The organism is Fructilactobacillus sp. Tb1 (genome assembly GCF_050500285.1).
Taxonomy (GTDB): domain Bacteria; phylum Bacillota; class Bacilli; order Lactobacillales; family Lactobacillaceae; genus Fructilactobacillus.
In genome coordinates this window covers 118,751-141,920 of sequence record NZ_CP191377.1, presented here as the reverse complement: position 1 = coordinate 141,920, position 23,170 = coordinate 118,751, and the positions used below count along the sequence as shown (strand labels likewise).

The 23,170-nt window shown below is 33.8% G+C and carries 23 protein-coding genes; 20 read left to right on the top strand and 3 right to left on the bottom strand.

The annotated features are described in order from the left end of the window. Positions 1-142 precede the first annotated feature (142 nt). From ACQW5G_RS00855 to holA, 6 genes are all read left to right on the top strand, one after another. Positions 143-451, top strand: a complete 309-nt coding sequence (locus tag ACQW5G_RS00855; protein ID WP_429971216.1) for a hypothetical protein — start codon at positions 143-145, stop codon at positions 449-451. 16 nt (positions 452-467) lie between these two features. Continuing rightward, positions 468-1,124 (top strand): NAD(P)H-binding protein, encoded by a 657-nt coding sequence (locus ACQW5G_RS00850; protein ID WP_429971215.1) that lies wholly within the window; start codon positions 468-470, stop codon positions 1,122-1,124. A 96-nt stretch (positions 1,125-1,220) separates the two neighbouring features. After that, positions 1,221-1,898, top strand: a complete 678-nt coding sequence (locus ACQW5G_RS00845; RefSeq protein WP_429971214.1) for a helix-hairpin-helix domain-containing protein — start codon at positions 1,221-1,223, stop codon at positions 1,896-1,898. 59 nt (positions 1,899-1,957) lie between these two features. Continuing rightward, positions 1,958-2,443 carry a ComE operon protein 2 gene (locus ACQW5G_RS00840; protein ID WP_429971213.1) on the top strand — a complete coding sequence of 162 codons (486 nt, stop codon included), beginning with the start codon at positions 1,958-1,960 and terminating at the stop codon, positions 2,441-2,443. A gap of 68 nt (positions 2,444-2,511) precedes the next feature. Further along, positions 2,512-4,701 carry a DNA internalization-related competence protein ComEC/Rec2 gene (locus ACQW5G_RS00835; RefSeq protein WP_429971212.1) on the top strand — a complete coding sequence of 730 codons (2,190 nt, stop codon included), beginning with the start codon at positions 2,512-2,514 and terminating at the stop codon, positions 4,699-4,701. Next, positions 4,685-5,713 carry a DNA polymerase III subunit delta gene (gene holA / locus ACQW5G_RS00830; protein WP_429971211.1) on the top strand — a complete coding sequence of 343 codons (1,029 nt, stop codon included), beginning with the start codon at positions 4,685-4,687 and terminating at the stop codon, positions 5,711-5,713. The genes ACQW5G_RS00835 and holA overlap by 17 nt, the downstream gene beginning before the upstream one ends. Positions 5,714-5,730: 17 nt before the next feature. Here holA and rpsT read toward each other — a convergent pair whose 3' ends face one another. Beyond that, positions 5,731-5,991, bottom strand: coding sequence for a 30S ribosomal protein S20 (gene rpsT / locus ACQW5G_RS00825; protein WP_429971210.1), 261 nt, complete (start codon positions 5,989-5,991; stop codon positions 5,731-5,733). 220 nt (positions 5,992-6,211) lie between these two features. Between rpsT and rpsO the strand changes: the two genes are divergently transcribed. The 7 genes from rpsO (at position 6,212) to yihA (ending at position 14,194) form a co-directional block, all read left to right on the top strand. Next, positions 6,212-6,481, top strand: a complete 270-nt coding sequence (rpsO, locus tag ACQW5G_RS00820) for a 30S ribosomal protein S15 (RefSeq protein ID WP_429971209.1) — start codon at positions 6,212-6,214, stop codon at positions 6,479-6,481. A 167-nt stretch (positions 6,482-6,648) separates the two neighbouring features. Further along, positions 6,649-8,358 (top strand): ribonuclease J, encoded by a 1,710-nt coding sequence (locus ACQW5G_RS00815; protein WP_429971208.1) that lies wholly within the window; start codon positions 6,649-6,651, stop codon positions 8,356-8,358. 54 nt (positions 8,359-8,412) lie between these two features. Next, entirely contained in the window at positions 8,413-9,315 is a 903-nt protein-coding gene (locus ACQW5G_RS00810; protein ID WP_429971206.1) for a hypothetical protein, read from the top strand. Positions 9,316-9,482: 167 nt separating this feature from the next. Continuing rightward, on the top strand, positions 9,483-10,670 hold the full coding sequence (gene tuf, locus ACQW5G_RS00805) for an elongation factor Tu (RefSeq protein WP_395318978.1): 1,188 nt from the start codon (positions 9,483-9,485) through the stop codon (positions 10,668-10,670). Positions 10,671-10,826: 156 nt separating this feature from the next. Further along, positions 10,827-12,137 carry a trigger factor gene (tig, locus tag ACQW5G_RS00800; RefSeq protein ID WP_429971857.1) on the top strand — a complete coding sequence of 437 codons (1,311 nt, stop codon included), beginning with the start codon at positions 10,827-10,829 and terminating at the stop codon, positions 12,135-12,137. Positions 12,138-12,286: 149 nt separating this feature from the next. Next, positions 12,287-13,585 carry an ATP-dependent Clp protease ATP-binding subunit ClpX gene (gene clpX / locus ACQW5G_RS00795; RefSeq protein WP_429971205.1) on the top strand — a complete coding sequence of 433 codons (1,299 nt, stop codon included), beginning with the start codon at positions 12,287-12,289 and terminating at the stop codon, positions 13,583-13,585. A 21-nt stretch (positions 13,586-13,606) separates the two neighbouring features. Further along, positions 13,607-14,194, top strand: a complete 588-nt coding sequence (gene yihA, locus ACQW5G_RS00790) for a ribosome biogenesis GTP-binding protein YihA/YsxC (RefSeq protein WP_429971204.1) — start codon at positions 13,607-13,609, stop codon at positions 14,192-14,194. A 37-nt stretch (positions 14,195-14,231) separates the two neighbouring features. Here yihA and ACQW5G_RS00785 read toward each other — a convergent pair whose 3' ends face one another. Then, positions 14,232-14,408, bottom strand: a complete 177-nt coding sequence (locus ACQW5G_RS00785) for an SPJ_0845 family protein (RefSeq protein ID WP_429971203.1) — start codon at positions 14,406-14,408, stop codon at positions 14,232-14,234. Positions 14,409-14,526: 118 nt separating this feature from the next. Between ACQW5G_RS00785 and uvrC the strand changes: the two genes are divergently transcribed. The 4 genes from uvrC to ACQW5G_RS00765 all read left to right on the top strand — a co-directional run bounded on the left by uvrC (position 14,527) and on the right by ACQW5G_RS00765 (position 19,080). Beyond that, positions 14,527-16,335: an excinuclease ABC subunit UvrC gene (uvrC, locus tag ACQW5G_RS00780; protein ID WP_429971202.1), complete on the top strand. Its 1,809-nt coding sequence runs from the start codon at positions 14,527-14,529 to the stop codon at positions 16,333-16,335. Between the two features lie 15 nt (positions 16,336-16,350). Then, the gene (gene obgE, locus ACQW5G_RS00775; RefSeq protein WP_429971201.1) at positions 16,351-17,661 is read left to right on the top strand and encodes a GTPase ObgE; all 1,311 of its coding nucleotides are present in this window, start codon (positions 16,351-16,353) and stop codon (positions 17,659-17,661) included. 61 nt (positions 17,662-17,722) lie between these two features. Further along, a complete protein-coding gene (locus tag ACQW5G_RS00770; RefSeq protein ID WP_429970275.1) occupies positions 17,723-18,214 on the top strand; it encodes a helix-turn-helix domain-containing protein in 492 nt (163 codons plus the stop codon). Continuing rightward, positions 18,187-19,080, top strand: coding sequence for an IS3 family transposase (locus tag ACQW5G_RS00765; protein WP_429970274.1), 894 nt, complete (start codon positions 18,187-18,189; stop codon positions 19,078-19,080). The genes ACQW5G_RS00770 and ACQW5G_RS00765 overlap by 28 nt, the downstream gene beginning before the upstream one ends. A 62-nt stretch (positions 19,081-19,142) precedes the next feature. Here the strand turns inward: ACQW5G_RS00765 and ACQW5G_RS00760 are convergent, their stop codons facing one another. Beyond that, entirely contained in the window at positions 19,143-19,430 is a 288-nt protein-coding gene (locus ACQW5G_RS00760) for a hypothetical protein (RefSeq protein WP_429971200.1), read from the bottom strand. A gap of 97 nt (positions 19,431-19,527) precedes the next feature. Between ACQW5G_RS00760 and rnz the strand changes: the two genes are divergently transcribed. The 3 genes from rnz to recJ are packed head-to-tail and all read left to right on the top strand — an operon-like array spanning position 19,528 to position 23,162. After that, positions 19,528-20,466 (top strand): ribonuclease Z, encoded by a 939-nt coding sequence (rnz, locus tag ACQW5G_RS00755; RefSeq protein ID WP_429971199.1) that lies wholly within the window; start codon positions 19,528-19,530, stop codon positions 20,464-20,466. Between the two features lie 3 nt (positions 20,467-20,469). After that, on the top strand, positions 20,470-20,823 hold the full coding sequence (locus tag ACQW5G_RS00750) for a LapA family protein (protein ID WP_429971198.1): 354 nt from the start codon (positions 20,470-20,472) through the stop codon (positions 20,821-20,823). A 20-nt stretch (positions 20,824-20,843) separates the two neighbouring features. Beyond that, positions 20,844-23,162 (top strand): single-stranded-DNA-specific exonuclease RecJ, encoded by a 2,319-nt coding sequence (recJ, locus tag ACQW5G_RS00745; protein WP_429971197.1) that lies wholly within the window; start codon positions 20,844-20,846, stop codon positions 23,160-23,162. The last annotated feature ends 8 nt before the right edge of the window (positions 23,163-23,170 follow it).

The window sequence follows — 23,170 nt, the reverse complement described above, 5'->3', positions numbered from 1 at the left end:
TTAAATATCCATCACTTAATAGTGGTGGGTATTTTTGTTTATGAAATAATAAATTATCAATTCGCATATCATTTAATTCAAGTTATAAAGAAGTAAAATAGAATTGTAGAAATCTAATAAATATATTTGGTAGGTGGACATGATGAAAAATATTATTCTTAAGAAGCCAACAAGCCCTGATGAAATTGTTACTGGTACTTTTTCAATAGATGGATTCGATATAGCTTATGAAATTAGCCCTAATATGAATAAAAATTACGCTTACAACGTTAAATTTTATTCCCTAAAAGATGGTAAAAAAGATTTGTCTGAAGCAGCAGTTAAACAAACAATCTTATATGATGAAATTAATTTTAAAGATGAATATGATGTCTATGATTGGGACAATTTTTTAGATAGAGAACCAATTACTAAACAAGGAACAGATTTTACGATTAGTTTTTCTAATTAATTATGGAGGCAATAAAATGAAAATAATGATTATTGGTGGTTCCGGTAGAGTAGGAAGAGCTTTAACAAACGATTTTATTAACCATTCTAATGCTGAAGTAACGATTGCTGTTTCTCGACCAGACCATGTTGAAAACTTAGCAAATAATCGAGTACAAGTTATTAAAATGAATATTGGGCAACTTAATATTACTGAATTAACAAAACTAGAATCAGGCTACGATGCAATTTATTTTGTCGCGGGTTCACGGGGTCACGACTTAATTAACGTTGATAGTTTTGGAGCAATTAAAACCATGATTGCAGCTGAAAAAGATAATGTACAAAGATATATTATGTTGAGTTCATATGGTTCTTTAAATCTTGATAGTTGGATTGGAAACGAAAGATACGCTAGACTCCAAGAATATCAAGCAGCAAAATTTATGGCTGACAATTTTTTGATTAATAATACGAAACTTAACTATACAATCTTGCAGCCAAGTTCATTAGTCGAAAGTAATGGAACTGGTAAAGTGACATTGAATGAGAAAAAGATTACGCAAAATAGTCCAATTCCAGATGTTGCGATGACCTTATTTGATAGTCTGAATAATGCAAAAACATATCATAAAGTGATTACGATGCAGGGCGGAAATACTGAAATTGAAACAGCTCTAGATGATCTTGATTAAATTATTTTTTAATTAATTAAATAGATTAAAAAAATGTTGTAATAATTACAACATTTTTTTATTTTCTTCGTATATATAGCTAGAAAGGGGAGAAAGATGGATAAGTATATTGGAAAAATCAAGGAAATAATTGAAGAATATAAATACCAGGTCATTTTTGGATTGTTAATTTGCGTAATTTTAATTGGAGCTTATTGTTTTGTAAACAGAAATCATCAAACAATGAGTGCAGAGGTAGTAAAAACTGATCAAGCAAAACCAAAGCCAGAAATCCAACAGACTTCAGTGAAAAACACTGGACATGAACAAATTTTTGTAGATGTTAAAGGTGCAGTTTTAAATCCAGGCGTCTATCAAGCTACTACTAATATGCGGGGAACTGATTTAATCAGAATGGCTGGAGGATTTAATGAACATGCCGATCGAAATCATGTTAATTTAGCAAAAAAAGTTACCGATCAGGAAATTCTTTACATTCCAGTTCAAGGTGAAGTTGCAGGAACTCCAGCTACTAATGTTGGTGGAGAATCAAAACCAGATGAAACTAATAATAAAGCTGGAACGGGATCAGAAAGCAAGGGCGATAAAATTAATTTGAATGAAGCAGATGTTGCTAAAATGCAAACCATTAATGGAGTTGGTCAGAAAAAAGCTGAAAAAATTATTGAATATCGGAAACAAAATGGTCCATTTAAATCAGTTGATGATTTAAAGAATGTTCCTGGATTTGGTGATCGTACAGTTGCTAACTTAAAACCGTCATTATCAGTATAGTGAGAGGTAGCTAAAATTTGCTATACTTAAGGTATTAACCAATTACGAAGGAGAATACTATGACGAAAAAAAGAATTGGCTGGGATCAATATTTTATGCTTCAAGCTATTTTAGTGGCTACTAGAAGTACTTGTGAACGCTTGTCAGTTGGTGCTGTATTAGTAAGAAATAAGCGTGTGATTGCTTGTGGCTATAATGGATCTGTATCAGGCGATGTACACTGTATTGATGAAGGTTGTTATATGGTAGACGGTCATTGTCAAAGAACCATCCATGCTGAAATGAATGCTATTTTACAGTGTGCTAAGTTTGGCGAATCAACCGATAATGCTGAAATCTATGTAACTGATTTTCCTTGTTTGCAATGTACCAAAATGTTGCTTCAAGCAGGAATTAAAACGATTAAGTATCTTCGGGAATACCATAATAGTGAATATGCAACTGCATTATTAAATAAAGAACATGTCAAAGTGGAAAAAGTCCATATTGATAAAGAACAAGTTGATAACTTACCATTTGATGAATACTTATCTTTCGATAAATAATTAAAAAAAATTTTTATGTTTTTACGGCTTTATTATGGGGCAGTATTTCGTTAATTTTTGCTGGAGAAATGCTAATCGGCAGTATTTGTGTTTTATTAGTTTTGATGCGTATCTGGCGATTGAAATTAAATGGCTTTTTGTTGAAAAATATTTGTTTAGCTATAATACCGCTTGTGATTTTTACATTTCATTATCAGCAAAAACACATAAAACAACAAACTATTACTAAACAATCACAGACAAATCAAACGCTTGAGGTCGAAGTTTTACCTGATGAAATTCATATTAATGAAAATCGTTATCGTGCAATTGTTTATTTTCCAAGTGCAAAACAATCAGTTTTATTATTTGGTACGATGAAAAATGACCGTGATGAAAAAATTATAAAATCAATTAAGCAGAAGACAAGGCTAACTTTATCAGGTAGTCTGAGTGAATTAGAATCAGCCCCAAATGTTAATCAGTTTGATTCTAAACAGTTTTATGGTCAACAAGGTATTTACGGACAGATACGAGTAACGACTTTACAACAGACAAAACCGAGCAGTCTAACATTAATGGATCGAATTCATTTAATTCGTTTCTGGGGCTTAGAAAAAGCTGATCAATTACCAAAACATTTAAAAATGTATGTTCAAAGCTTAATTTTTGGTTATAAAAACGTTGATTTCAAGGAAGAGATGGATGGTGTACAGCAATTAGGCTTAATTCATTTATTTAGTATTTCAGGAATGCATGTTTATTTTTTAATGGACGTAATTTTGATGTTAACGTCATTGATGTATTTGAAACGAGAACGAGTCGAATGGTTTTTAATTGGTGGATTGCCAATTTATTCTGTAATTGCAGGATCGGCTGTTGGTTTGATTCGCGCCATTTTAATGATTGAGGAACGGCTAGTCGCAGGTAAATGCAAATTGTATTTCACTAGGCTAGATGTTTGGTCCTTGGCATTAATGTTAAATTTATTAATAAACCCCATGTTATTATTAGAATTCGGTTGTCAGTTATCATATGCTTTGTCATTGGCGTTAATCTATACGGGCAACGTTGGTGATATTAAACGCACTTTGTTATTAGAATTGGTTAGCTTTCCAATTGTAATTTTTTATATGTATGAATGGCATGTACTGTCATTGATGGCTAATTTATTAATTATTCCGTTTTTTACAGTGATAATCTTCCCTCTAGTATTATTAGGCTTTATTTTAGGGTGGTTGAAATTACCTGGATTTACAATAATTGATCGCTTTTTAATGCTTTTTGATCAGTTTACAAGTTTAATTGCACAATTACCTGGAAAGATTACGTTTGGTAAACCCTGGATTGTGTTTGTAATTCTAATGATTTTACTAGGCTTATTATATATGGAAAGAGCTAAGTTAAAATATATAATTTTATTGCTTTTTCTTAGTCTAGGAATGTATTTGATTATTCATTTTCCTTTGAATGGTGAAGTGACGTTTTTTGATGTTGGACAAGGAGATAGTTTCCTAATTAGATCTCCATTCAATAAATCAGTGACATTAATTGATACCGGGGGAAAACCTAATTTCTTTGCTAAAGAAGGCCAAAAAGACGTGTATTTAGCCCCTAATACTTCGATAAGGTACTTGAAGAGTATTGGAATTAATCATATTGATAATATTTGTCTCAGTCATCAAGACGCTGACCATGTGGGGGATTTACCAGCATTTCTTAAAGAGATGAAAGTTGACCGAATTTATATTCCACTTGGGATGGAACGAAATCAACATTTTATGGATAAATTAAAACCATTTAAAGGATTTCAATTAATAAGTGTTAGGGAAGGGGAAATAATCAGTGGGACAAACTTACGGGTGATTCATCCATTTACTGCTGGACTCGGAAAAAACGAAGATTCAATGGTATTATATAGTGAAATAAATCATTTGAAATGGATGTTTACCGGTGATTTGGATCGAGCTGATGAACTGAAAATTTTAGAAAAATATCCTGACCTGAAGACGGATATCTTAAAATTAGGCCATCATGGAAGTAAAACGTCTTCTGATCCTAAATTTATTGAAGCAATTCAGCCGAAAATTGGAATTATATCTGCCGGCCGTAATAATCATTATGGTCATCCTAATCAGGAAACAATTGAAACAATGAAAAAAGATCAAGTTAAGTTAATCAGTACTCAAACGGATGGAATGATTTCGTACCGTTATCAGAATCAAACGGGTTATTTTACGACTAAATGGAAAGGGGATTTAAATGGCATTAATCGATAAAATCAAAACAATTGCAACTAAACAAGATCCCGTATATTTAATTACCGGAAAAAATGATTACTGGGAAAATGAAGTTATGCAACAAATTAAACGAATTATTCCGGAAGAAGAACAAACTATGAATTTTGCTACTTATGATATGGAAGAAACACCATTATCAGTAGCAATTAATGATGCACTATCGGTTCCTTTTTTTGGAGAAAAACGGTTAGTTTTAATCAAAAATGCATATTTTTTAACTGGGAGTAAATCTAAAAGTAAAGTTAAATACAATGTAGATGAGCTCGAACAATATTTAGATAATCCATCCAGTGAAACAGTATTAATTATTTTGGCGCCATATGATAAATTGGATGGACGTAAAAAAATTGTCAAAAAACTAAAAAATAAAAGTACTACAATTACATTGAATGATTTTTCTGAGCGAGAAACGGCTGATTTTGTGCGTAAGCAAGTTCATGACCGTGGATATGAAATGTCACCAGACGCAATGAACGAGCTATATGCGCGTACATTAGGCGATTTAGGGAAGATGATGAATGAATTGCAAAAGATTTTTATTTATTGTAACGATTCAAAAAATATTGATGTTGATGTAGTTGATAAATTGGTTTCAAAATCACTTGATCAAAATGTTTTTGCGTTAGTAAATTATGTTGTTAATGGGCAAACTACCCAAGCAATTCAATTTTACAGTCAGTTATTAGAACAAAAACAAGAACCAATTCAAATTAATGCAATTTTAGAAAGTCAGTTTCGTTTATTATTGCAGGTCAAAATTTTAATTCAACATAGTTATAGTCAAAGTATGATGACTAATACATTGAAAATCCATCCTTACCGAATTAAATTAGCCATGCAATCAGCACAACGATTCCCATTAAACTATTTAAGGGATGCTTATTTACAATTAGTTCAAATTGAATGCAAACTAAAAAGCAGCACCGATAATCCGGAACTACTTTTTGAAATGTTTGCGATAAAATTGGGACAAAAAAAGAACTCAATCTAAGATGAGTTCTTTTTTTATTATGATAATTTGTTCATCATGTTTGCTAAGTGTGACTTTTTACGGCTCGCACTGTTAGTCTTGATAAGACCTTTTGATTTTGAATGATCAATCGCAGCAACTGCATCACGGTATAAAGCATCAAGATCACTGGCACCTTCGGCACTAGCTTTTTCGAAAGCTTTAACAGCAGTTCTCATACGGTTCTTTTCAGAAGCGTTTCTCTTACGAGCGATTTCGTTAGTTTTCATACGTTCGATAGCTGATTTAATAACTGGCATAATATTTTCACCTCCACATAGTGAAATCAATTCTAATTCCACAGTTTTAACACTCATCATTATACAAAATATATAGAGGAATTGCAATACAAGCTAAGATTTGTTTGAAATTTATTGTTATATGTTGTATATTTAATAAGTAACTGGTTCTTAGTTTTACGACTCACTGACGTAATACTCAGAACTGAGGGTTTTATAAATTGAAAGGTGGTAAAGCATAATGGCTTTAACTAAAGAACAAAAAACAGAAATCATTAACAAATTTGCAACTCACGAAGGTGACACTGGTTCAACTGAAGTACAAATCGCAGTTTTAACAGCAGACATCAACGAAATTAACGAACACATGAAAGAACACAAAAAAGATTTTCATTCACAACGTGGACTTATGAAAAAGATTGGTCACCGTCGTAACTTGTTAACTTACTTACGTAAGAGAAACGTTCAAAGTTACCGTGAATTAATCAAAGAATTAGGATTACGTCGTTAATACTACATTCAATCAAAAGGATGAGGCAAATTGCCTCATCCTTTTTTTGAGCAATTTTTTCACTAAATATGTTACACTAAGGTTACATGTTATATTCTGAGCGAGTACATAATTTTTAAATGATAAAAAACAATTAAACATAAGTAATATATTGAGGTGTAAAAATAATGAAAAAAAACATTAAAATCATACCACTAGGTGGTGTGCGTGAAGAAGGCAAAGATTTATTTGCCGTTGAAGTGAATGAAAGTAGTATTTTCATTCTTGATTGTGGATCAAAGTTCCCACTAGACGATATGCTAGGGATTGATTATGTAATTCCTGATTTCACATATCTTCGTGATAACAAAGAAAAGATTGTAGGGGTATTTTTAACTTCTGGTCATCTTGATTCAATTGGAGCTTTGCCATATTTGCTTAGTGAATTCAATGTTCCAGTATTTGGTACAGAATTATCAATTAAGATTGCTGAAAAGTTAGTTAAGAAGAATCGTCAATCTAAGAAATTCGATGATTTCCACATTATTAATGATAAAAGTGAAATTGAATTTGATGACGGAACAGTTAGTTTCTTTGGTGTAACCCATTCTATTCCTGATGCAGTTGGTATCGTGATTGAAACTAAACAAGGAAGTGTTGTATATACTGGTGACTTTAAGTTTGATCAAACTGTACCAGAACAATACCGAACTAACTATGCTTCAATTGCAGAAGTATCAAACAAAAACGTTTTAGCTTTATTGTGTGATGCCCGTAATGCAGCTGACAATGCAAAGGTTGCAGAAGAAAAGAAAGTTGAAGAATATTTAGTTGATACCATGGATTACCAAAATGGTCGGTTAATTATTACATGTCTTTCAGATCATATTCTTCGTTTACAAGAAATTATTAATGCAGCTGCTAAAACTGGACGTATGATTTACTTTGCTAACGAAAAATCTAAGTTCATGATTGATACTGCTATTGAACAAGGTAAATTAAAACTTCCTGATGAAGAAATTTTTATTTCTTCTATTGAAGATTTAGAAAAACTTGACCCAACTCAAGTTATTATTCTTCATGTTGGTCAACCAGGTGAGGCAATGCGTTCACTCCAAAGAATGGCTAGTCAAAGAAATAAAAAACTTAGAATCGAACCAGGTGATTTAGTATTACTAGCTACTTCACCACTTCGTGCCATGGATAACGCCTGGTCAAAAACTAGAGACATGGTTTATCAAGCAGATGGTACAGTTGCATCAATCGATACTGAACTTGATTTATCAAGTGATGCTAGTCGTAGTGATGTTCAAATGATGATTGGATTAATTAATCCAGATTATTTAATTCCAGTTCAAGGTGAATATCGTCAATTACAAGCAGAACGTGAAGCGGCTATTGCTGCTGGATTCCCTAGTGATCACATCATAATTCCTGCTAAGGGTGATGTAATTCAATTTGACGGTGATGATATGTTCCTTGCCCAAGCGGTTTCTGCTTCCGACACTATGATTGATGGAATCGGTGTTGGTGATATTGGTAACATTGTATTACGTGACCGTAATGTGCTTTCTCAAGATGGTGTCTTTATTGCAGTTGTCACTATTGACCGTAAAAAGAAAGAAATTGTGGAAGAACCTAAAGTTACTTCACGTGGATTTGTTTATGACCAATCAAATCGTGCTTTGCTAAAAGAAGCATCTGATTTAGTTGAGACAACAGTTCAAAACAACCTTGATAATAAGGATTTTGACTGGGGACATTTAAAACAAGATGTTCGTGAAAAATTAAGCTCTTTCTTATATAAAAAAACGGATCGACGTCCAGTTATTCTTCCAGTAATCATGGAAGTTAACCAACATCATCGTCGTTTTAAAAACAATAAAAAGAAAAACTAACTAAAAAAGAATTGAGCATCTGCTCAATTCTTTTTCATTAGGGTAGGTGATTACATGAATAAACAACAAAACGAACAATTGAATAAAGCAAAATCTAAAATTGAAAAACGAGAATTTGGTGCAGCAACTGATATTTTGTTGAAATTATATGATGATGTTGATGAATCAGAAGTTATTTTATTACTAGGTAAAACATTATTTGATGATCAAAAATATGTTAGTGCAAGTCGTTTGGTTGATGATAATTTCACTGAATTCTTACAAAATGATTTTAGTTTACTTTGTGATATTTATTTGCAAAATCATCGCTATCTTCAGTTAGGTATTATTGCTAATGGATTAGATAAAAATGAAAAAGCAAAACTGCTATCTGAAATAAAACTTAGTGAAAAAAGTTATCTTGAAAAAGAACCGACTACGATTGAAAGTAATGCTAGAGAGTTTATGCACCTAGGTGCGTTTGATACTAACAAACAACGAGAAGTTATTGGTGAGGCTGAAACGTTACCGCTGAAGCAATATTTAGCAGGGGCTCAGCTTAATTTACTTGATGGAGATGTTAATCCAGTTTGGCGAATGCAATTGCTAAATAACTTAATGCGTTTGGGTTTTTCTGAAAAAGTAGGCTTTATTTGGATTGATAAGCAAAAACATGAAATAATTCCTAAAAATGCGACTGATGTTAATCAAACTGAAGCCTACAAGATAATGCAAAAAGACTTGGAAGAATCCGTAGGACAAGAGGATCCAATCAAAGCAGGTCAACTACAAGTAATTGTTAATGTTGATTTGCAAATTTTATTTCCATACATTGATCAAACCATTAAAAATCCAACAAAATGGTTATCTGAAATCAGAAATCGAACTTTTGGAGACGTTTCAGCAGCAGATGATGATAAAGATGTGTTAAAATGGTTGAGCTTGATTGATTCGATTATGCAAACACTAATAAACTAACAAATTTAGTGAATAGTGTTTACAAAATCAGTTTCAATATATATAATATGTTAGTGAATTCTTTGAGAGAACCACTTTATTTTTGATGTAATTGTAGTATAATTACAGTAAAGATACTTTGGTCTTTCCCAAAGGACGTCTTACGAAAATAATAGGAGGGTTTCATAATGGCAAAAGAACATTACGAAAGAACAAAACCCCACGTTAATATTGGTACTATTGGCCATATTGATCACGGGAAAACTACTTTAACTGCAGCAATTTCAAAAGTTTTATCAGACAGAGGTTTAGCTAAGGCTGAAGATTTCGCTGATATCGATGCTGCTCCAGAAGAAAAAGAACGTGGTATCACTATCAACACTGCCCACATCGAATACGAAACAGAAAAGCGTCACTACGCTCATATCGATGCTCCTGGACATGCCGATTATGTTAAAAACATGATCACTGGTGCTGCTCAAATGGATGGTGCTATCTTAGTTGTTGCCGCAACTGATGGTCCTATGCCACAAACACGTGAACATATCTTGTTAGCTAAACAAGTTGGTGTTGATTACATCATCGTTTTCCTTAACAAGACTGACATGGTTGATGATGAAGAACTTATCGACTTAGTTGAAATGGAAGTTCGTGATTTATTATCAGAATACGGTTACGATGGTGATAACACACCTGTTATTCGTGGTTCAGCTCTTAAAGCCTTAAACGGTGACAAAGAAGCCGAAGAACAAATCATGAAGTTGATGGATACTGTTGATGAATACATCCCAACTCCAGAACGTGACGAAAGCAAACCTTTCATGATGCCTATCGAAGATGTATTTACTATCACTGGTCGTGGTACTGTTGCATCAGGTCGTATCGAACGTGGTGTTATCAAAGTTGGTGACGAAGTTGAAATCGTTGGACTTGTTGAAGACGTATTGAAGACTACTGTTACTGGTATCGAAATGTTCCGTAAAACTCTTGATGAAGGTCAAGCCGGTGATAACATTGGTGCCTTACTTCGTGGTGTTAACCGTGAACAAGTTGTTCGTGGACAAGTGCTTGCTGCACCTGGTTCAGTTCAAACTCACGAAAAATTCTCTGCTGAAGTTTATATCATGAGTAAAGAAGAAGGTGGACGTCATACTCCATTCTTCTCAAACTACCGTCCTCAATTCTACTTCCATACCACTGATGTTACTGGTGTTATCGAATTAGATAAGGGTACTGAAATGGTTATGCCTGGTGATAACACAACATTCCACGTTGAATTAACTAAACCAGTTGCAATCGAAAAAGGTACTAAATTCACTATTCGTGAAGGTGGACACACTGTTGGTGCCGGTACTGTTACAAGTATTGACGACTAATATGTATCTAAAAAAAGATCAAAGATTTATCTTTGGTCTTTTTTGTTTGCAGTCAAGTTAGTGTATGTGTTTACATTTTATATCGCATAAGTTAAAATATACTTTGTATATAAATTACTTGAAAAAGATTTATTATTTTTCATGTTGGAGGAAATTATAATGGCTGATTTTGTGAAAAAAGAACTAAACAAAGGTGAATTAACTTTTAAAATTGACCTAGATAAGATTAAAGAAGGTTTGGATAAAGCTTTCGATAAGAACAAGAAGACTATCAAAGTTCCTGGATTCCGTAAGGGTAAAGTTTCACGCCAAGTATTTAACCAAATGTACGGTGAAGAAGCATTATACCAAGATGCATTAAACATCTTACTTCCAGAAGTTTACGCTGCAGCTGTTGCTGAAGCAGGTATTGATCCAGTTGGTCAACCTAACATTAGTGTTGAATCAATGGAAAAAGGTAAACCTTGGGTTCTTAAAGCAGATGTTTCTGTTAAACCTGATGTTGAACTTGGTGAATACAAAGGTGTTGAAGTTCCAAAACAAAACACTCGTGTATACAAAAAAGATGTTGATGCTAAACTAGATTCAATGCGTGCTTCACAAGCTGAACTTGTTTTAGTTGATCGTCCTGCTAAAGATGGCGACACTGTAATTATTGACTTTGATGGTTCAATTGACGGTGATCACTTCGAAGGCGGAAAAGCTAACAACTATTCACTTGAATTAGGTTCAGGTTCATTCATTCCTGGTTTTGAAGATCAATTAGTTGGTCACAAAGCTGGTGATGATGTTGACGTTAAAGTTTCATTCCCTGCAGATTACCCACAAAAAGATCTTGCTGGTAAAGAAGCTCTATTCGAAACTAAGATTCACGAAGTTAAAGAAAAACAATTACCAAAACTTGATGATGAATTTGCCAAAGATGTTGACGAAGATGTTGATACTCTTGACGATTTAAAAGAAAAAATCAAGACTCAATTAAAAGAACAAAAAGAAGCTTCAGCTCACGATACTATCGAAAATGATGCTATTGATGCAGCTGTTAACAACGCTACTGTAAAAGACATTCCTCAAGTTATGCTTGATGAAGATGTTGAACGTCAAATGGATCAATACTTAGCTGGTATCCAACAACAAGGTATTCCTGCTGACATGTACTTCAAGATGACTGGTACTTCAAAAGATGATTTGAAGAAACAATTTGAAGCCGGTGCAGATAAACGTGTTAAGACTAGCTTAGTTCTTGAAGCAATCGTTAAAGCTGAAGACATCGTTCCTTCAGAAGACGATGTTAATGCTGAAGTTGCTAATTTAGCAAAACAATACGGAATGGAAGAAGCTGCAGTTCGTGGTGCATTATCAGATGATATGCTTAAACATGATCTTGGTATTCAAAAAGCTGTTTCTGTTGTTGTTGACAATGCAAAGCAAGTTTCAAAGTCAGCTACTAAATCAGACGAAAAATAAAGTTTAATTACTTTAATACAGAAAGTCCGCTCAACGACAATCGTTGCGGGCTTTTTTGTTTCAAACTAACTCTTTTGAAACCACTGTTTTTTATGGTATAGTTTTGAGAGTTGAAATAATGACTTAGATAAAATGAGGAGATTTTTTATATGTTTGATGATGATGAAACAAACAAAACAGTAACATGCTCATTTTGTGGAAAATCACAAGACCAAGTTAAAAAAATTGTGGCAGGTCCTGGAGTTTATATTTGTAACGAATGTATCGATTTATGTGAACAAATCATGGATACTGAAATTAAATCACAAAATGCGAGTGAAGAAATTAATGTCTTAACTCCTAAAGAAATCGTAGATCGTTTGAATCAATATGTTATTGGTCAAACTGAAGCTAAGAAGACTTTGGCAGTTGCTGTATATAACCACTATATGAGAATTAAAGAATTAACTAAGCATGACAAAGAAGATACTGAAGGTGATTCAGATATCTACAAAGCAATTGAATCAGAAACTGAAATTCAAAAAAGTAATATTGCTATGATTGGACCTACTGGTTCAGGTAAGACATACATTGCCCAAACCCTTGCTAAAATTATTAATGTTCCATTTGCAATTGCAGATGCTACTACTTTAACTGAAGCAGGATACGTTGGTGAAGATGTTGAAAATATCCTTTTGAAATTACTTCAAAATGCTGACTTTGATGTTGAACGTGCTGAACATGGAATCATTTACATTGATGAAATTGATAAGATCGCTAAAAAAGGTGAAAATGTATCAATTACTCGTGATGTTTCTGGTGAAGGGGTTCAACAATCATTACTTAAAATCTTAGAAGGTACGATTGCGAATGTTCCACCAAAGGGTGGTCGTAAGAACCCACAACAAGATTTTATTAAGATTAACACCAAAAATATTCTCTTTATCGTTGGTGGGGCTTTCCCAGGGATTCAAAACATTGTACGTGAACGTCTTGGAAACAAAACTATTGGGTTTGGGACTGATTCAGCTCATGCTGTTAAAGTTGGTGACGATGACATTATGCAACAAGTTATCCCTGAAGATTTGATGAAATTTGGATTAATTCCAGAATTTATTGGACGTCTTCCAATTTTAACTGCTCTAAACAAACTTGATGAAGAAGATTTAGTTAAGATTTTAACTGAACCTAAGAATGCTTTGGTTAAGCAATATCAAAAACTTCTTGCTCTTCAAGGAGTTAAATTGAGTTTTGATAAAGAAGCGCTTCGTGCAATGGCACAACAAGCTATCAAACGTAATACTGGTGCGCGTGGATTACGTTCAATTATTGAAAGTGTAATGCGTGATGTAATGTTCTCATTGCCTAGTCGTGATGATGTGGCTGAGGTAATTATTACTAAAGCATCTGTTACAGACCATGAAGAACCACGTTTAGTATTAAAAAAAGATGTTAAAAGCACTAAATAACATCTGATTGGAGAAACCGAAATGAATGTTACCGATGTAGAATTAGTAATGAGTGCCGTAGACCCTAAACAATATCCTAAGACTGGTTATCCAGAAATTGGATTTTTAGGTCGTTCCAATGTGGGAAAATCATCATTAACTAATGTATTAATTAATCGGCGTGATTATGCCCATACATCAGGCCAACCAGGGAAAACCCAAACTTTGAATTTTTATGAAGTTAATCATGAAATGTACTTCGTGGATGTTCCAGGTTACGGTTATGCTAAAGTTTCTAAAACGGAACGTGAAAAATGGGCTGCGATGATTGAAACATACCTAACTCAGCGAGATACTTTACATGGAGTAATTAGTTTAATTGATGGTCGTCATGAACCAACTGAATTTGATATTCAAATGCGTGATTGGCTAGACTACTACAATATTCCAGTGCTCTACGTTGCTACTAAAGTGGATAAAATTCCTAAGAGTAAGTTTAAACATCAAGAATCTGTGTTAAGGAATAAGTTACAATTAGAACCTAATGAAGAATTAGTCATGTTCTCTTCTAAGACTAAAGTTGGTAAAGATCAAATTTGGGATTGGATTGAAAGACAAACTAAAGCATAAAAAAAATCAGCTGTTAATTTAACAGCTGATTTTGTGTTTATTTTGATTGATTGCGTTTGAAGAATTTATCTCGTTCTTTTGCTTCGGCTTGTTTGTCTTCAAGTTCTTGTTCACTTTCAATGTGATCAGAATTTGAATTGTTTTTAGGGTTAAACTTAGCAAACTTGTTTAACATTTCATCCAAGTCCGCTTGTTTATTAATGTGTAGACCCATATAATCACTCCCTTTGCTACATCATAGCAAAAAGCAGATTAATTGTCATTTAGTTATACAAGTTGCGCGAAATTCATTATAATTTAATTAACGACTAAAAATGAGAGGAGGGACTAAGTTGGCATCGGAACACATTGAAAATAAATTAAAATTACTACCAGAAAAACCTGGAGTCTACATTATGAAAGATGCAGATGGAAAAGTTATCTATGTCGGTAAATCAAAAAATTTAAAAAATCGAGTTCGTTCTTACTTTAAGAGTAAGCAATATGGACGCCGGGCTAAATTAGTTAAAAACATTGCTGATTATGAAACGATTATTACGGAAACTGATAAAGAGTCATTTCTACTTGAAATTACTTTAATTCAAAAATATCGTCCATACTATAATGTACGTTTGAAAAATGGAAACGGTGGTTATCCTTATATCAAAATCACCAATGAAAGAGATCCAGAAATTCAAGTAACTAGTTATGTAAAAAAAGATGGTGCTTTCTACTATGGTCCTTATCCAAACGTTTATGCAGCTGATGAAACCATGCATTTTTTACAGAAAATGTATCCTCTTCGTCGTTGTAACGGTCACCAAGGTCGAGCATGTCTTTATTATCATATGGGACAATGTTTAGGAGCGTGCTTTAAAGATGTGCCTGAATCAGAGTATAATGAACAAATTAAGAAGATTAAATCATTCTTAAATGGGAATGTTGCGGACGCTAAACGTTTAATTAAAAAACGGATGCAAGATGCCTCTGACAAAATGGAATATGAACGGGCAGCTGAATTACGTGACCAACTCCATTACATTGAAGCCACGGTTGAAAAACAAAAAATCATTTCTCATGATTATACTCAACGTGATGTCTTTAATTATTATGCTGATAACGGTTGGTTATCAATTCAAGTTTTCTATATTCGTCAAGCTCGATTGATGAAACGCACCAAACGTTTATTTCCAATTCTTAGTACTCCGGAAGAAGAAATGACAAACTTTATTGTGCAGTTTTATAAACAGCAAGGACAAGTTAAACCACGTGAAATATTAGTACCTGATACAATTGATACAGATTTAATCACTAAACTAACTGATATTCCTGCGAGAACGCCAATTAGAGGGCAAAAAAGAGCTTTACTTAAAATGGCCCGAGAAAACGCTAAATATGTCTTAGATGAGAAGTTTAGACTACTAGAGATGAATCGTCGCAAGACTACTGGTGCAATGGAAGAATTAAGTAAAGCACTTAATTTACCTCCAATTCATCGCATTGAGGCATTTGATCATTCTCATATTGATGGTGCTGACTTAGTTTCAGCCATGGTAACGTTTGAAGATGGTAAACCTAACAAAAAAGGTTATCGTAAATATAAGCTTCAAACTGTTGACCATGCAGATGAAGCTGCTAGTACCCGCGAAGTTATTCGTCGACGTTATACTAGATTATTAAAAGAACATGCTGAAATGCCTGATCTCATCTTAATGGATGGGGGAGACATACAAATGAACGCCGTTAAAGATGTTTTGGAAAATGAATTAGGCTTGGATATCCCAGTTGCTGGGATGGTAAAAAACAACAAGCATAAAACTGCTGACCTATTGTATGGTGATGATGATCAACATATCTATCTAAATCCTAAGAGCCAAGCATTCTATCTTGTGCAACGAATTCAAGATGAAGTCCATCGGTTTGCGATTACTTTCCATCATGAATTGCATAGTAAGAATTCCATGACATCTCGTTTAGACAGTATCAAAGGTGTGGGGCCTAAAACACGAAATAAATTACTTCGTCATTTTGGTTCCATGAAAAATATTGAAGCAGCCAGTGTTGCTGACTTCCAGGAACTCGGAATTCCTAAAACAGTAGCACAAACGATTGTGCTTACTTTCCATAATTCGAAGCCCAAAGCAGTAATGCGTAAGATGTAATAGAACGGAGAAAATATGTTTGTAGATCAAGTTAAATTTAATGTTAAAGCCGGAAAAGGTGGAGACGGAATGGTTGGATTCCGTCGTGAAAAATATGTTCCAAATGGTGGACCATCAGGTGGTGACGGTGGCCGTGGTGGTAACGTAATCTTCACAGTTGACTCAGGAATGAGTACTTTGATGGATTTCAAATACAAAAAATTATTTAAAGCTAAAAATGGTGGTAACGGTGGTAACAAACGAATGACTGGTGCCAGTGCGGATGATCTAGTGATTCGGGTTCCAGAAGGTACGACTATTTTTAATACTGAAACAGATCAAGTCATTGCGGATTTAACTAAACCAGGTGATGAAGCTGTGATTGCTCGAGGTGGCCGTGGTGGCCGTGGAAACACCCATTTTGCAACTGCAAAGAATACTGCCCCTGAAATTGCCGAAAATGGTGAACCAGGTGAAGAATTAGAAGTTAGTTTACAACTTCGTTTATTAGCTGATGTCGGCCTTGTTGCTTATCCATCTGCCGGTAAATCAACTCTTTTAAGTACAATTACTAGTTCAAAACCCAAAGTTGCAGAATATCACTTTACAACGTTAGTTCCTAATTTAGGAATTGTTCGCAATGAAGATGGAAACGACTTTGTAATTGCTGATTTACCTGGACTAATTGATGGTGCCTCACAAGGTATCGGACTTGGATTTGAATTTTTACGTCATATTCAAAGAACCAGAGTTATCCTACATTTAGTTGATATGAGTGGAGTTGAAGGTCGTGATCCATATGAAGATTACGTTAAAATTAACCAAGAATTGGGTAATTTTGATGAATCATTATTGAAACGTCCCCAAATCATCGTGGCAACTAAGATGGATCTTCCTGATTCAGAAGAAAATCTTGCTAAGTTCAAAAAAGAGCTTAAAGACCATGACGATAAGATTGCTATCAAAGTTGATGCAATTTCATCAGTTACTCATCAAGGATTAGATCAATTAATTCGCGATACTGGTGACTTATTATCTAAGACTCCATTGATTCCATTTGTCGAGGAAGGTCAACTTCAAGAAGACAACAACGGTGATGTACTTTACACTGCCGAAGAGGAAGAAAAACCATTTGAAATTCATCGTGATGAAGATGGTGTATGGATGTTGACAGGTAAGAAGATTGAACGTCTCTTCTTAATGACTAACACTGATCATACTCAAAGTATGATGAGATTTGCTCGTCAATTACGAGGAATGGGTGTTGATGATGCGCTTCGTGCCGCTGGTGCAAAAGATGGCGATATTGTTGGTATCTTAGACTTTACTTTTACTTATATGGATTAAAACAAAAAGTAGACATGAACTGAACCCCTTAAATTGGAGAACCCAATTTAGGAGGTTCTTTTTGTTTACATCAGAAATCAAATTAGCTGCTATTAAAGATTACAATAATGGCGTTCCAACAAATACTATAATGCGAAAATATGGTATTAAGGGTACAGCTACGCTGTACGAATGGATAAAACGTTTAGAAATATTTGGTGAAAGTGGATTAATTAATAATTCAACCAAGACACGATACTCTTATTCATTTAAAATTAAGGTTATAAATTGGCGTCTTGAAAATAATGAATCATATCCTAATACTTCACGTTACTTTAAAATTAGGAATCCTGTGACAATATTTCAGTGGGAAAAGTTATTATCAATTGGACGTCTAAAACCTTTTAAAGGAAGACTAATCAAAATGAATAATAATAAAGAATCACTAGAGGAAAAATTAAACAGACTTGAACAAGAAAACACCTACTTAAAAGCTAAAATTCAATACATGGGAAAAATAAAAGCCTTAACTCAAAGTCAAAAGAAATGCCAAACAGAGAAAAAACACAAATAATTACTGAGTTAAGGCGTGACTTTAATTACCCGTTACACATGTTATTAGATATAGCAGAAATATCTAGTAGTAGTTATCATGATTCATTAAAACGTGACTATTCTAGTAATGACCAAAGGGTCATTGCAGAAATCAAAAGAATTAGGTCTGAATTTATTGATTATGGATATAGAAGGATTACTTTAGAATTAAATAATTTAGGATTTAAAATAAATCACAAAAAAGTCCTCCGAATAATGAATTCAGAAGGACTATTGTGTACTGCTTATGAAAGAAAAACTAGAAAATATAATTCATACAAAGGAAAACGTGGAAAAGTATCTCCCAATAGAATTAATAGACGATTCAAAACTGACAGACCTTTACAGAAAATAGTTACTGACGTTACTGAAATACGTTGGGGTAATAAGACCATGAATGAACGAGCTTATTTTACAGCATATATGGATTTGTATAATAACGAAATTATAACCTGGAGTCTAAGTTTGCATCCAACTGTAGAGTTTGTTGTAAAACCTTTAGCAGAATTAGTTTTAGCTCGTCCAAAATTAAAATATCGTATGACAGTTCATTCTGATCAAGGATTTCAATATCAAAATGCAAAATTCGTAAATATTTTGAAAGATAATAAAGTATTTCAAAGCATGAGCCGTAAGGCTACATGTTTGGATAATGCTTGTATTGAAAGTTTTTTCAATCAATTAAAAGTTGGAACAATTCATAACTTTAGTTATGATAGTTACTCAAAACTAAAGTCAGCTGTTAATAAATACGTCCATATATATAATAATTATCGTATTAAAGAAAAACTGGGCGGAATGTCACCGGTTCAATACCGGCTCTATTCCGCCCAGAAAATTGCATAACCATTCTCCAATTTTAAGGGTTCAGGTCAATAACGAAAATGTTATCTACTTTTTTCCGAAAATTATCCGAAAATAATTCGATTATTGGCTAAACGATACCCAAAAATACGTAAGTTTTCGGGTTGATTGATGTAGAGATCAAGACTTTCATCAATTTGTTCAGTGCGTGTGTTAAATTGATTAAGAGTTAGTGGCTTATGATTGGTGGATGATACTAGTACCAACTGATTAACAGATTTCTTTAAATCAGTGACTGGTAAGATATTTGTTTTATTTTGTAAGTAAATGGTACGCTTTTGATCCAAATCTTGTGATGAAACTTTGAATTCACTAAGTTTAATGATAATCACCTGATTTCTATAATTGGTAGGGTTCTTATGCTACAATTGTATAGTAGATTAAACGAATTTAAATGAATTATGCTTCCTAGAAGGAACGGTAGATAATATGCAGTTAGAGTTTTTTGGTACTGGGGCAGGAGTTCCCGGTAAATTTAGAAATGTTTCAAGTGTCGCTTTACGACTACTTGATGAGGCCAATGAAGTTTGGCTTTTTGATTGTGGAGAAGGAACACAACAACAAATCCTTCATTCAACTTTAAAACCACGAAAAATTAATAAAATTTTTATTACACATCTTCATGGTGATCATATTTTTGGGTTGCCCGGTTTGCTATCAAGCCGATCATTTCAAGGTGGAGACGAACCATTAACGATTTATGGTCCTAAGGGAATTAAGGATTTTGTCCAAACCTCTCTTCGCGTTTCCCAAACCAAATTATCATACAAGATTAATTATGTGGAACTTGATGAACCTGGAGTAATCTATGAAGGTCCTAAGTTTACAGTTATTGCTGCCAAACTGGAACATCAAGTCGAATGTTGGGGTTACCGGGTAACTGAACATAGCCATCCTGGTGAACTTAATGTTGCTAAACTTAAAGCCGATGAGATTCCTGCTGGACCAGTTTATGGAAAACTTAAAAACGGTGAAACGGTTACACTTCCTGATGGACGTGTAATCAATGGTAAAGATTATATCGGTGAAGCCCAAAAGGGTCGTATCGTTACTATATTAGGCGATACCCGTAAGACACCTAATATTCAAAAATTATCAGAGAATGCGGATGTAGTGGTTCATGAAAGTACCTTTGGTAAAGGTGAAGCGAAGTTAGCTCGTAACTATTACCATTCTACTAATGTCCAAGCTGCAATTATGGCTAAGTCAAATGGAGTTGGAAAACTTCTCTTAACTCATATTTCAGCTCGTTATACCGCAAAAATGGCGCGTGAATTGCAAAAACAAGCGCGTGAAATTTTCCCTAATACTAAAGTTGTTAAAGATTTTGATTTTATTGATATTCCTTTTGGAAAGAAAGAAGATTAGAAAATGAAAAAACAAGTTTATGTCATCTCAGGTTTAGTACTCATAATTTTAATTGCTATTTTTGTCTTATTGAATATGGCTGATACAGTAGTTAGTTTTGGTTTTGCAACAGTTAAAATGCCATTAATTTTAGTGGTATTAGCTAGTTTACTCTTAGGTGCATTGCTTATTTTCTTATTCTCATCAATGTCATCTTTCCAAAATAGCCGTCAAAACAAAGCTAGTCAAAAACAAATCAAACAGCTTCAAGCTCAAGTAGAGGAACTTCAAGCTCAAATTGGTGCTGAAGTTGAAACTGAATCTGATAAGAAAGATTCAGTTTCAAAAGAGTTAGATGACAAACATGATGCAAAATAAAACTGAAAGAAGGTTGAGTAGTGTTCACTTCTAATTATGATTGGCAAATGAAGCCAAACCACGCTGAACCAGCGCAAATCGAAGAATTAGCTTCTCAACTTGGGATTAGTCAGTTGATTGCGCAATTGTTGATTAATCGAGGATATACTGATCCTGACGTAATTCGTCATTTTCTTAGTCCTGATTTATCAGATTTAAATGATCCATTTTTATTACACGATATGGATAAAGCAGTAGAACGAATTCAAATGGCAGTCTCTGAAGGAGAAAAAATCACTATTTATGGTGATTACGATGCCGATGGATTAACTAGTACATCCATTATGTATGAAACGTTAAATGAAATTGGCGCCAATGTTAATTACTACATTCCCAATCGTTTTAATGATGGTTATGGTCCAAACATTGAAGCCTACCGTAAAATTATCGCAGATGGCACAACTTTGATTGTTACTGTTGATAATGGGGTATCTGGTTTTGATGCCATTGAGGAAGCTAATAAACTGGGTTGTGATGTTGTCATTACCGATCATCATGAATTGCCTGAAAAGCTTCCGAATGCGTATGCCATTGTGCATGCTGACTTGAGTCCAGATTACCCATTTAAATATTTGTCTGGGGCTGGAATTGCATTTAAAGTTGCAACAGCTTTAAATGATGAAGAAATTCCCCAGGAAAAAATTGATTTAGCCGCCATTGGAACAGTAGCTGATTTAGTTTCAATGACCGGTGAAAATCGTGCTATCGTTCAATTTGGATTAAATGTGATTCACTTAACTGAACGTCCTGGGTTAAAAGCTTTAATTAAACGGGCTAAATTGAAACTTGCAGATGTTAGTGAGGAAGATATTGGCTTTAAAATTGCCCCTTCTTTGAATGCAATCGGTCGAATGGGGGATGCTAATTTAGGAGTTGAATTATTAACTACTACTGATGAATCCCTTGCTGATAAACTTGCTAAAATTACTGAAAAAAAGAATGAACAACGTAAGGAATTAGTTGCTCAAGTAGCTGTTGCAGCTGAACAGCAAGCTGAAACACCAGAAAATCAACAACGGAAAACTTTGATGCTTGCTGGAAAAGGTTGGCATACTGGAATTTTAGGAATTGTTGCTAGTCGGATTGCTGAAAAATACCATAAGCCAACGGTAATTCTTGGAATTGATGAAACTGCGGGAATTGCTAAAGGTTCCGGTCGGAGTATTGAAGGATTTGATTTATTTAAGGCATTAGATAAAAGCCGTGATGAGATGGTTGCCTTTGGTGGGCATGAAATGGCCGTTGGATTAACCGTTTCATTAGATAAACTTGCTACAGTATCAAATCAATTGGAACATGTTGCAGATACTGAGAATCTTGATATTACCAATAAACCAGTCTTGAAAATTGATTATGAAGTTAGCGCGGATGACGTTAATAATAAGCTTTATGATGAATTAACTGTGTTAAGTCCGTTTGGAGTTGATAATCCTAAGCCTGAGTTTGCAATTAAACCCAATACATTAAGTAATATTATGGCAATTGGGGCTGACAAATCCCATTTGAAATTTGATATTCTAGGTAATCACAGTAAGATTGGTGCAATTGACTTTGGTGTTGGTTCAGAGTTAGCTGAAATTACCCAACTTGCTAATAACTTAAAGGTTGCTGGGACATTAGGTAAAAACGAATTTCGGGGACGAACTAATTTACAAATCATGGTTGATGATTTGAGTGTAAATGGTTGTGTTGTAATTGACCAACGGACTAATAAATTAGTTCAGCAAATGTTTAATCAGCCCGGAGAATATGTTTTCTTTAATGAAAAATTAAAAAATAAATTAAATAATTACTTAGGCGATCAATGTAACGTTACTTTGGCTAGTCAAATAGCTACGGATGATCAGAGTAAAAAGGTCTTTATTGTTGATTGTCCTAAAAATATGAATGATTTTAAAGCAGTAATGGACAAGATTGATGCGAATGAAGTGGTATTATATTTATATAAACCACAATTAATTCGAACATTAGGTATGCCAAAGCGGGAACAATATGCTAAACTATTTAAGTTCGTTAAAACACATCAAAATGTATCTTTGAATCAACACTTAAAAGAAATGTGTAAATTGATGAAGATTGATCAATCTTCATTGGTATTTATGATTAAAGTGTTTGCAGAACTTGGTTTTGTAACCATTCAAAATGGGGTAATGAATAATGTGGCTAATCCACAAAAGCATCCATTAGATAGTGCGGTTATATACCAAAATCGAGAACAAGAAATTGATCTCGAAAACCAATTAGTTTGTTTAAATCAAAATGCATTGATTAACTTGATTCAAACAATGCAAGATAAGTAGCGAAAGGA

Excerpts from the sequence above, each read along its gene's own strand:
- ACQW5G_RS00855 (WP_429971216.1), top strand. The coding sequence starts at position 143 with ATGAAAAATATTATTCTTAAGAAGCCAACAAGCCCTGATGAAATTGTT.
- ACQW5G_RS00850 (WP_429971215.1), top strand. The coding sequence starts at position 468 with ATGAAAATAATGATTATTGGTGGTTCCGGTAGAGTAGGAAGAGCTTTA.
- ACQW5G_RS00845 (WP_429971214.1), top strand. The coding sequence starts at position 1,221 with ATGGATAAGTATATTGGAAAAATCAAGGAAATAATTGAAGAATATAAA.
- ACQW5G_RS00840 (WP_429971213.1), top strand. The coding sequence starts at position 1,958 with ATGACGAAAAAAAGAATTGGCTGGGATCAATATTTTATGCTTCAAGCT.
- ACQW5G_RS00835 (WP_429971212.1), top strand. The coding sequence starts at position 2,512 with ATGCTAATCGGCAGTATTTGTGTTTTATTAGTTTTGATGCGTATCTGG.
- holA (WP_429971211.1), top strand. The coding sequence starts at position 4,685 with ATGGCATTAATCGATAAAATCAAAACAATTGCAACTAAACAAGATCCC.
- rpsT (WP_429971210.1), bottom strand. The coding sequence starts at position 5,991 with ATGCCAGTTATTAAATCAGCTATCGAACGTATGAAAACTAACGAAATC.
- rpsO (WP_429971209.1), top strand. The coding sequence starts at position 6,212 with ATGGCTTTAACTAAAGAACAAAAAACAGAAATCATTAACAAATTTGCA.
- ACQW5G_RS00815 (WP_429971208.1), top strand. The coding sequence starts at position 6,649 with ATGAAAAAAAACATTAAAATCATACCACTAGGTGGTGTGCGTGAAGAA.
- ACQW5G_RS00810 (WP_429971206.1), top strand. The coding sequence starts at position 8,413 with ATGAATAAACAACAAAACGAACAATTGAATAAAGCAAAATCTAAAATT.
- tuf (WP_395318978.1), top strand. The coding sequence starts at position 9,483 with ATGGCAAAAGAACATTACGAAAGAACAAAACCCCACGTTAATATTGGT.
- clpX (WP_429971205.1), top strand. The coding sequence starts at position 12,287 with ATGTTTGATGATGATGAAACAAACAAAACAGTAACATGCTCATTTTGT.
- yihA (WP_429971204.1), top strand. The coding sequence starts at position 13,607 with ATGAATGTTACCGATGTAGAATTAGTAATGAGTGCCGTAGACCCTAAA.
- ACQW5G_RS00785 (WP_429971203.1), bottom strand. The coding sequence starts at position 14,408 with ATGGGTCTACACATTAATAAACAAGCGGACTTGGATGAAATGTTAAAC.
- obgE (WP_429971201.1), top strand. The coding sequence starts at position 16,351 with ATGTTTGTAGATCAAGTTAAATTTAATGTTAAAGCCGGAAAAGGTGGA.
- ACQW5G_RS00765 (WP_429970274.1), top strand. The coding sequence starts at position 18,187 with ATGCCAAACAGAGAAAAAACACAAATAATTACTGAGTTAAGGCGTGAC.
- rnz (WP_429971199.1), top strand. The coding sequence starts at position 19,528 with ATGCAGTTAGAGTTTTTTGGTACTGGGGCAGGAGTTCCCGGTAAATTT.
- ACQW5G_RS00750 (WP_429971198.1), top strand. The coding sequence starts at position 20,470 with ATGAAAAAACAAGTTTATGTCATCTCAGGTTTAGTACTCATAATTTTA.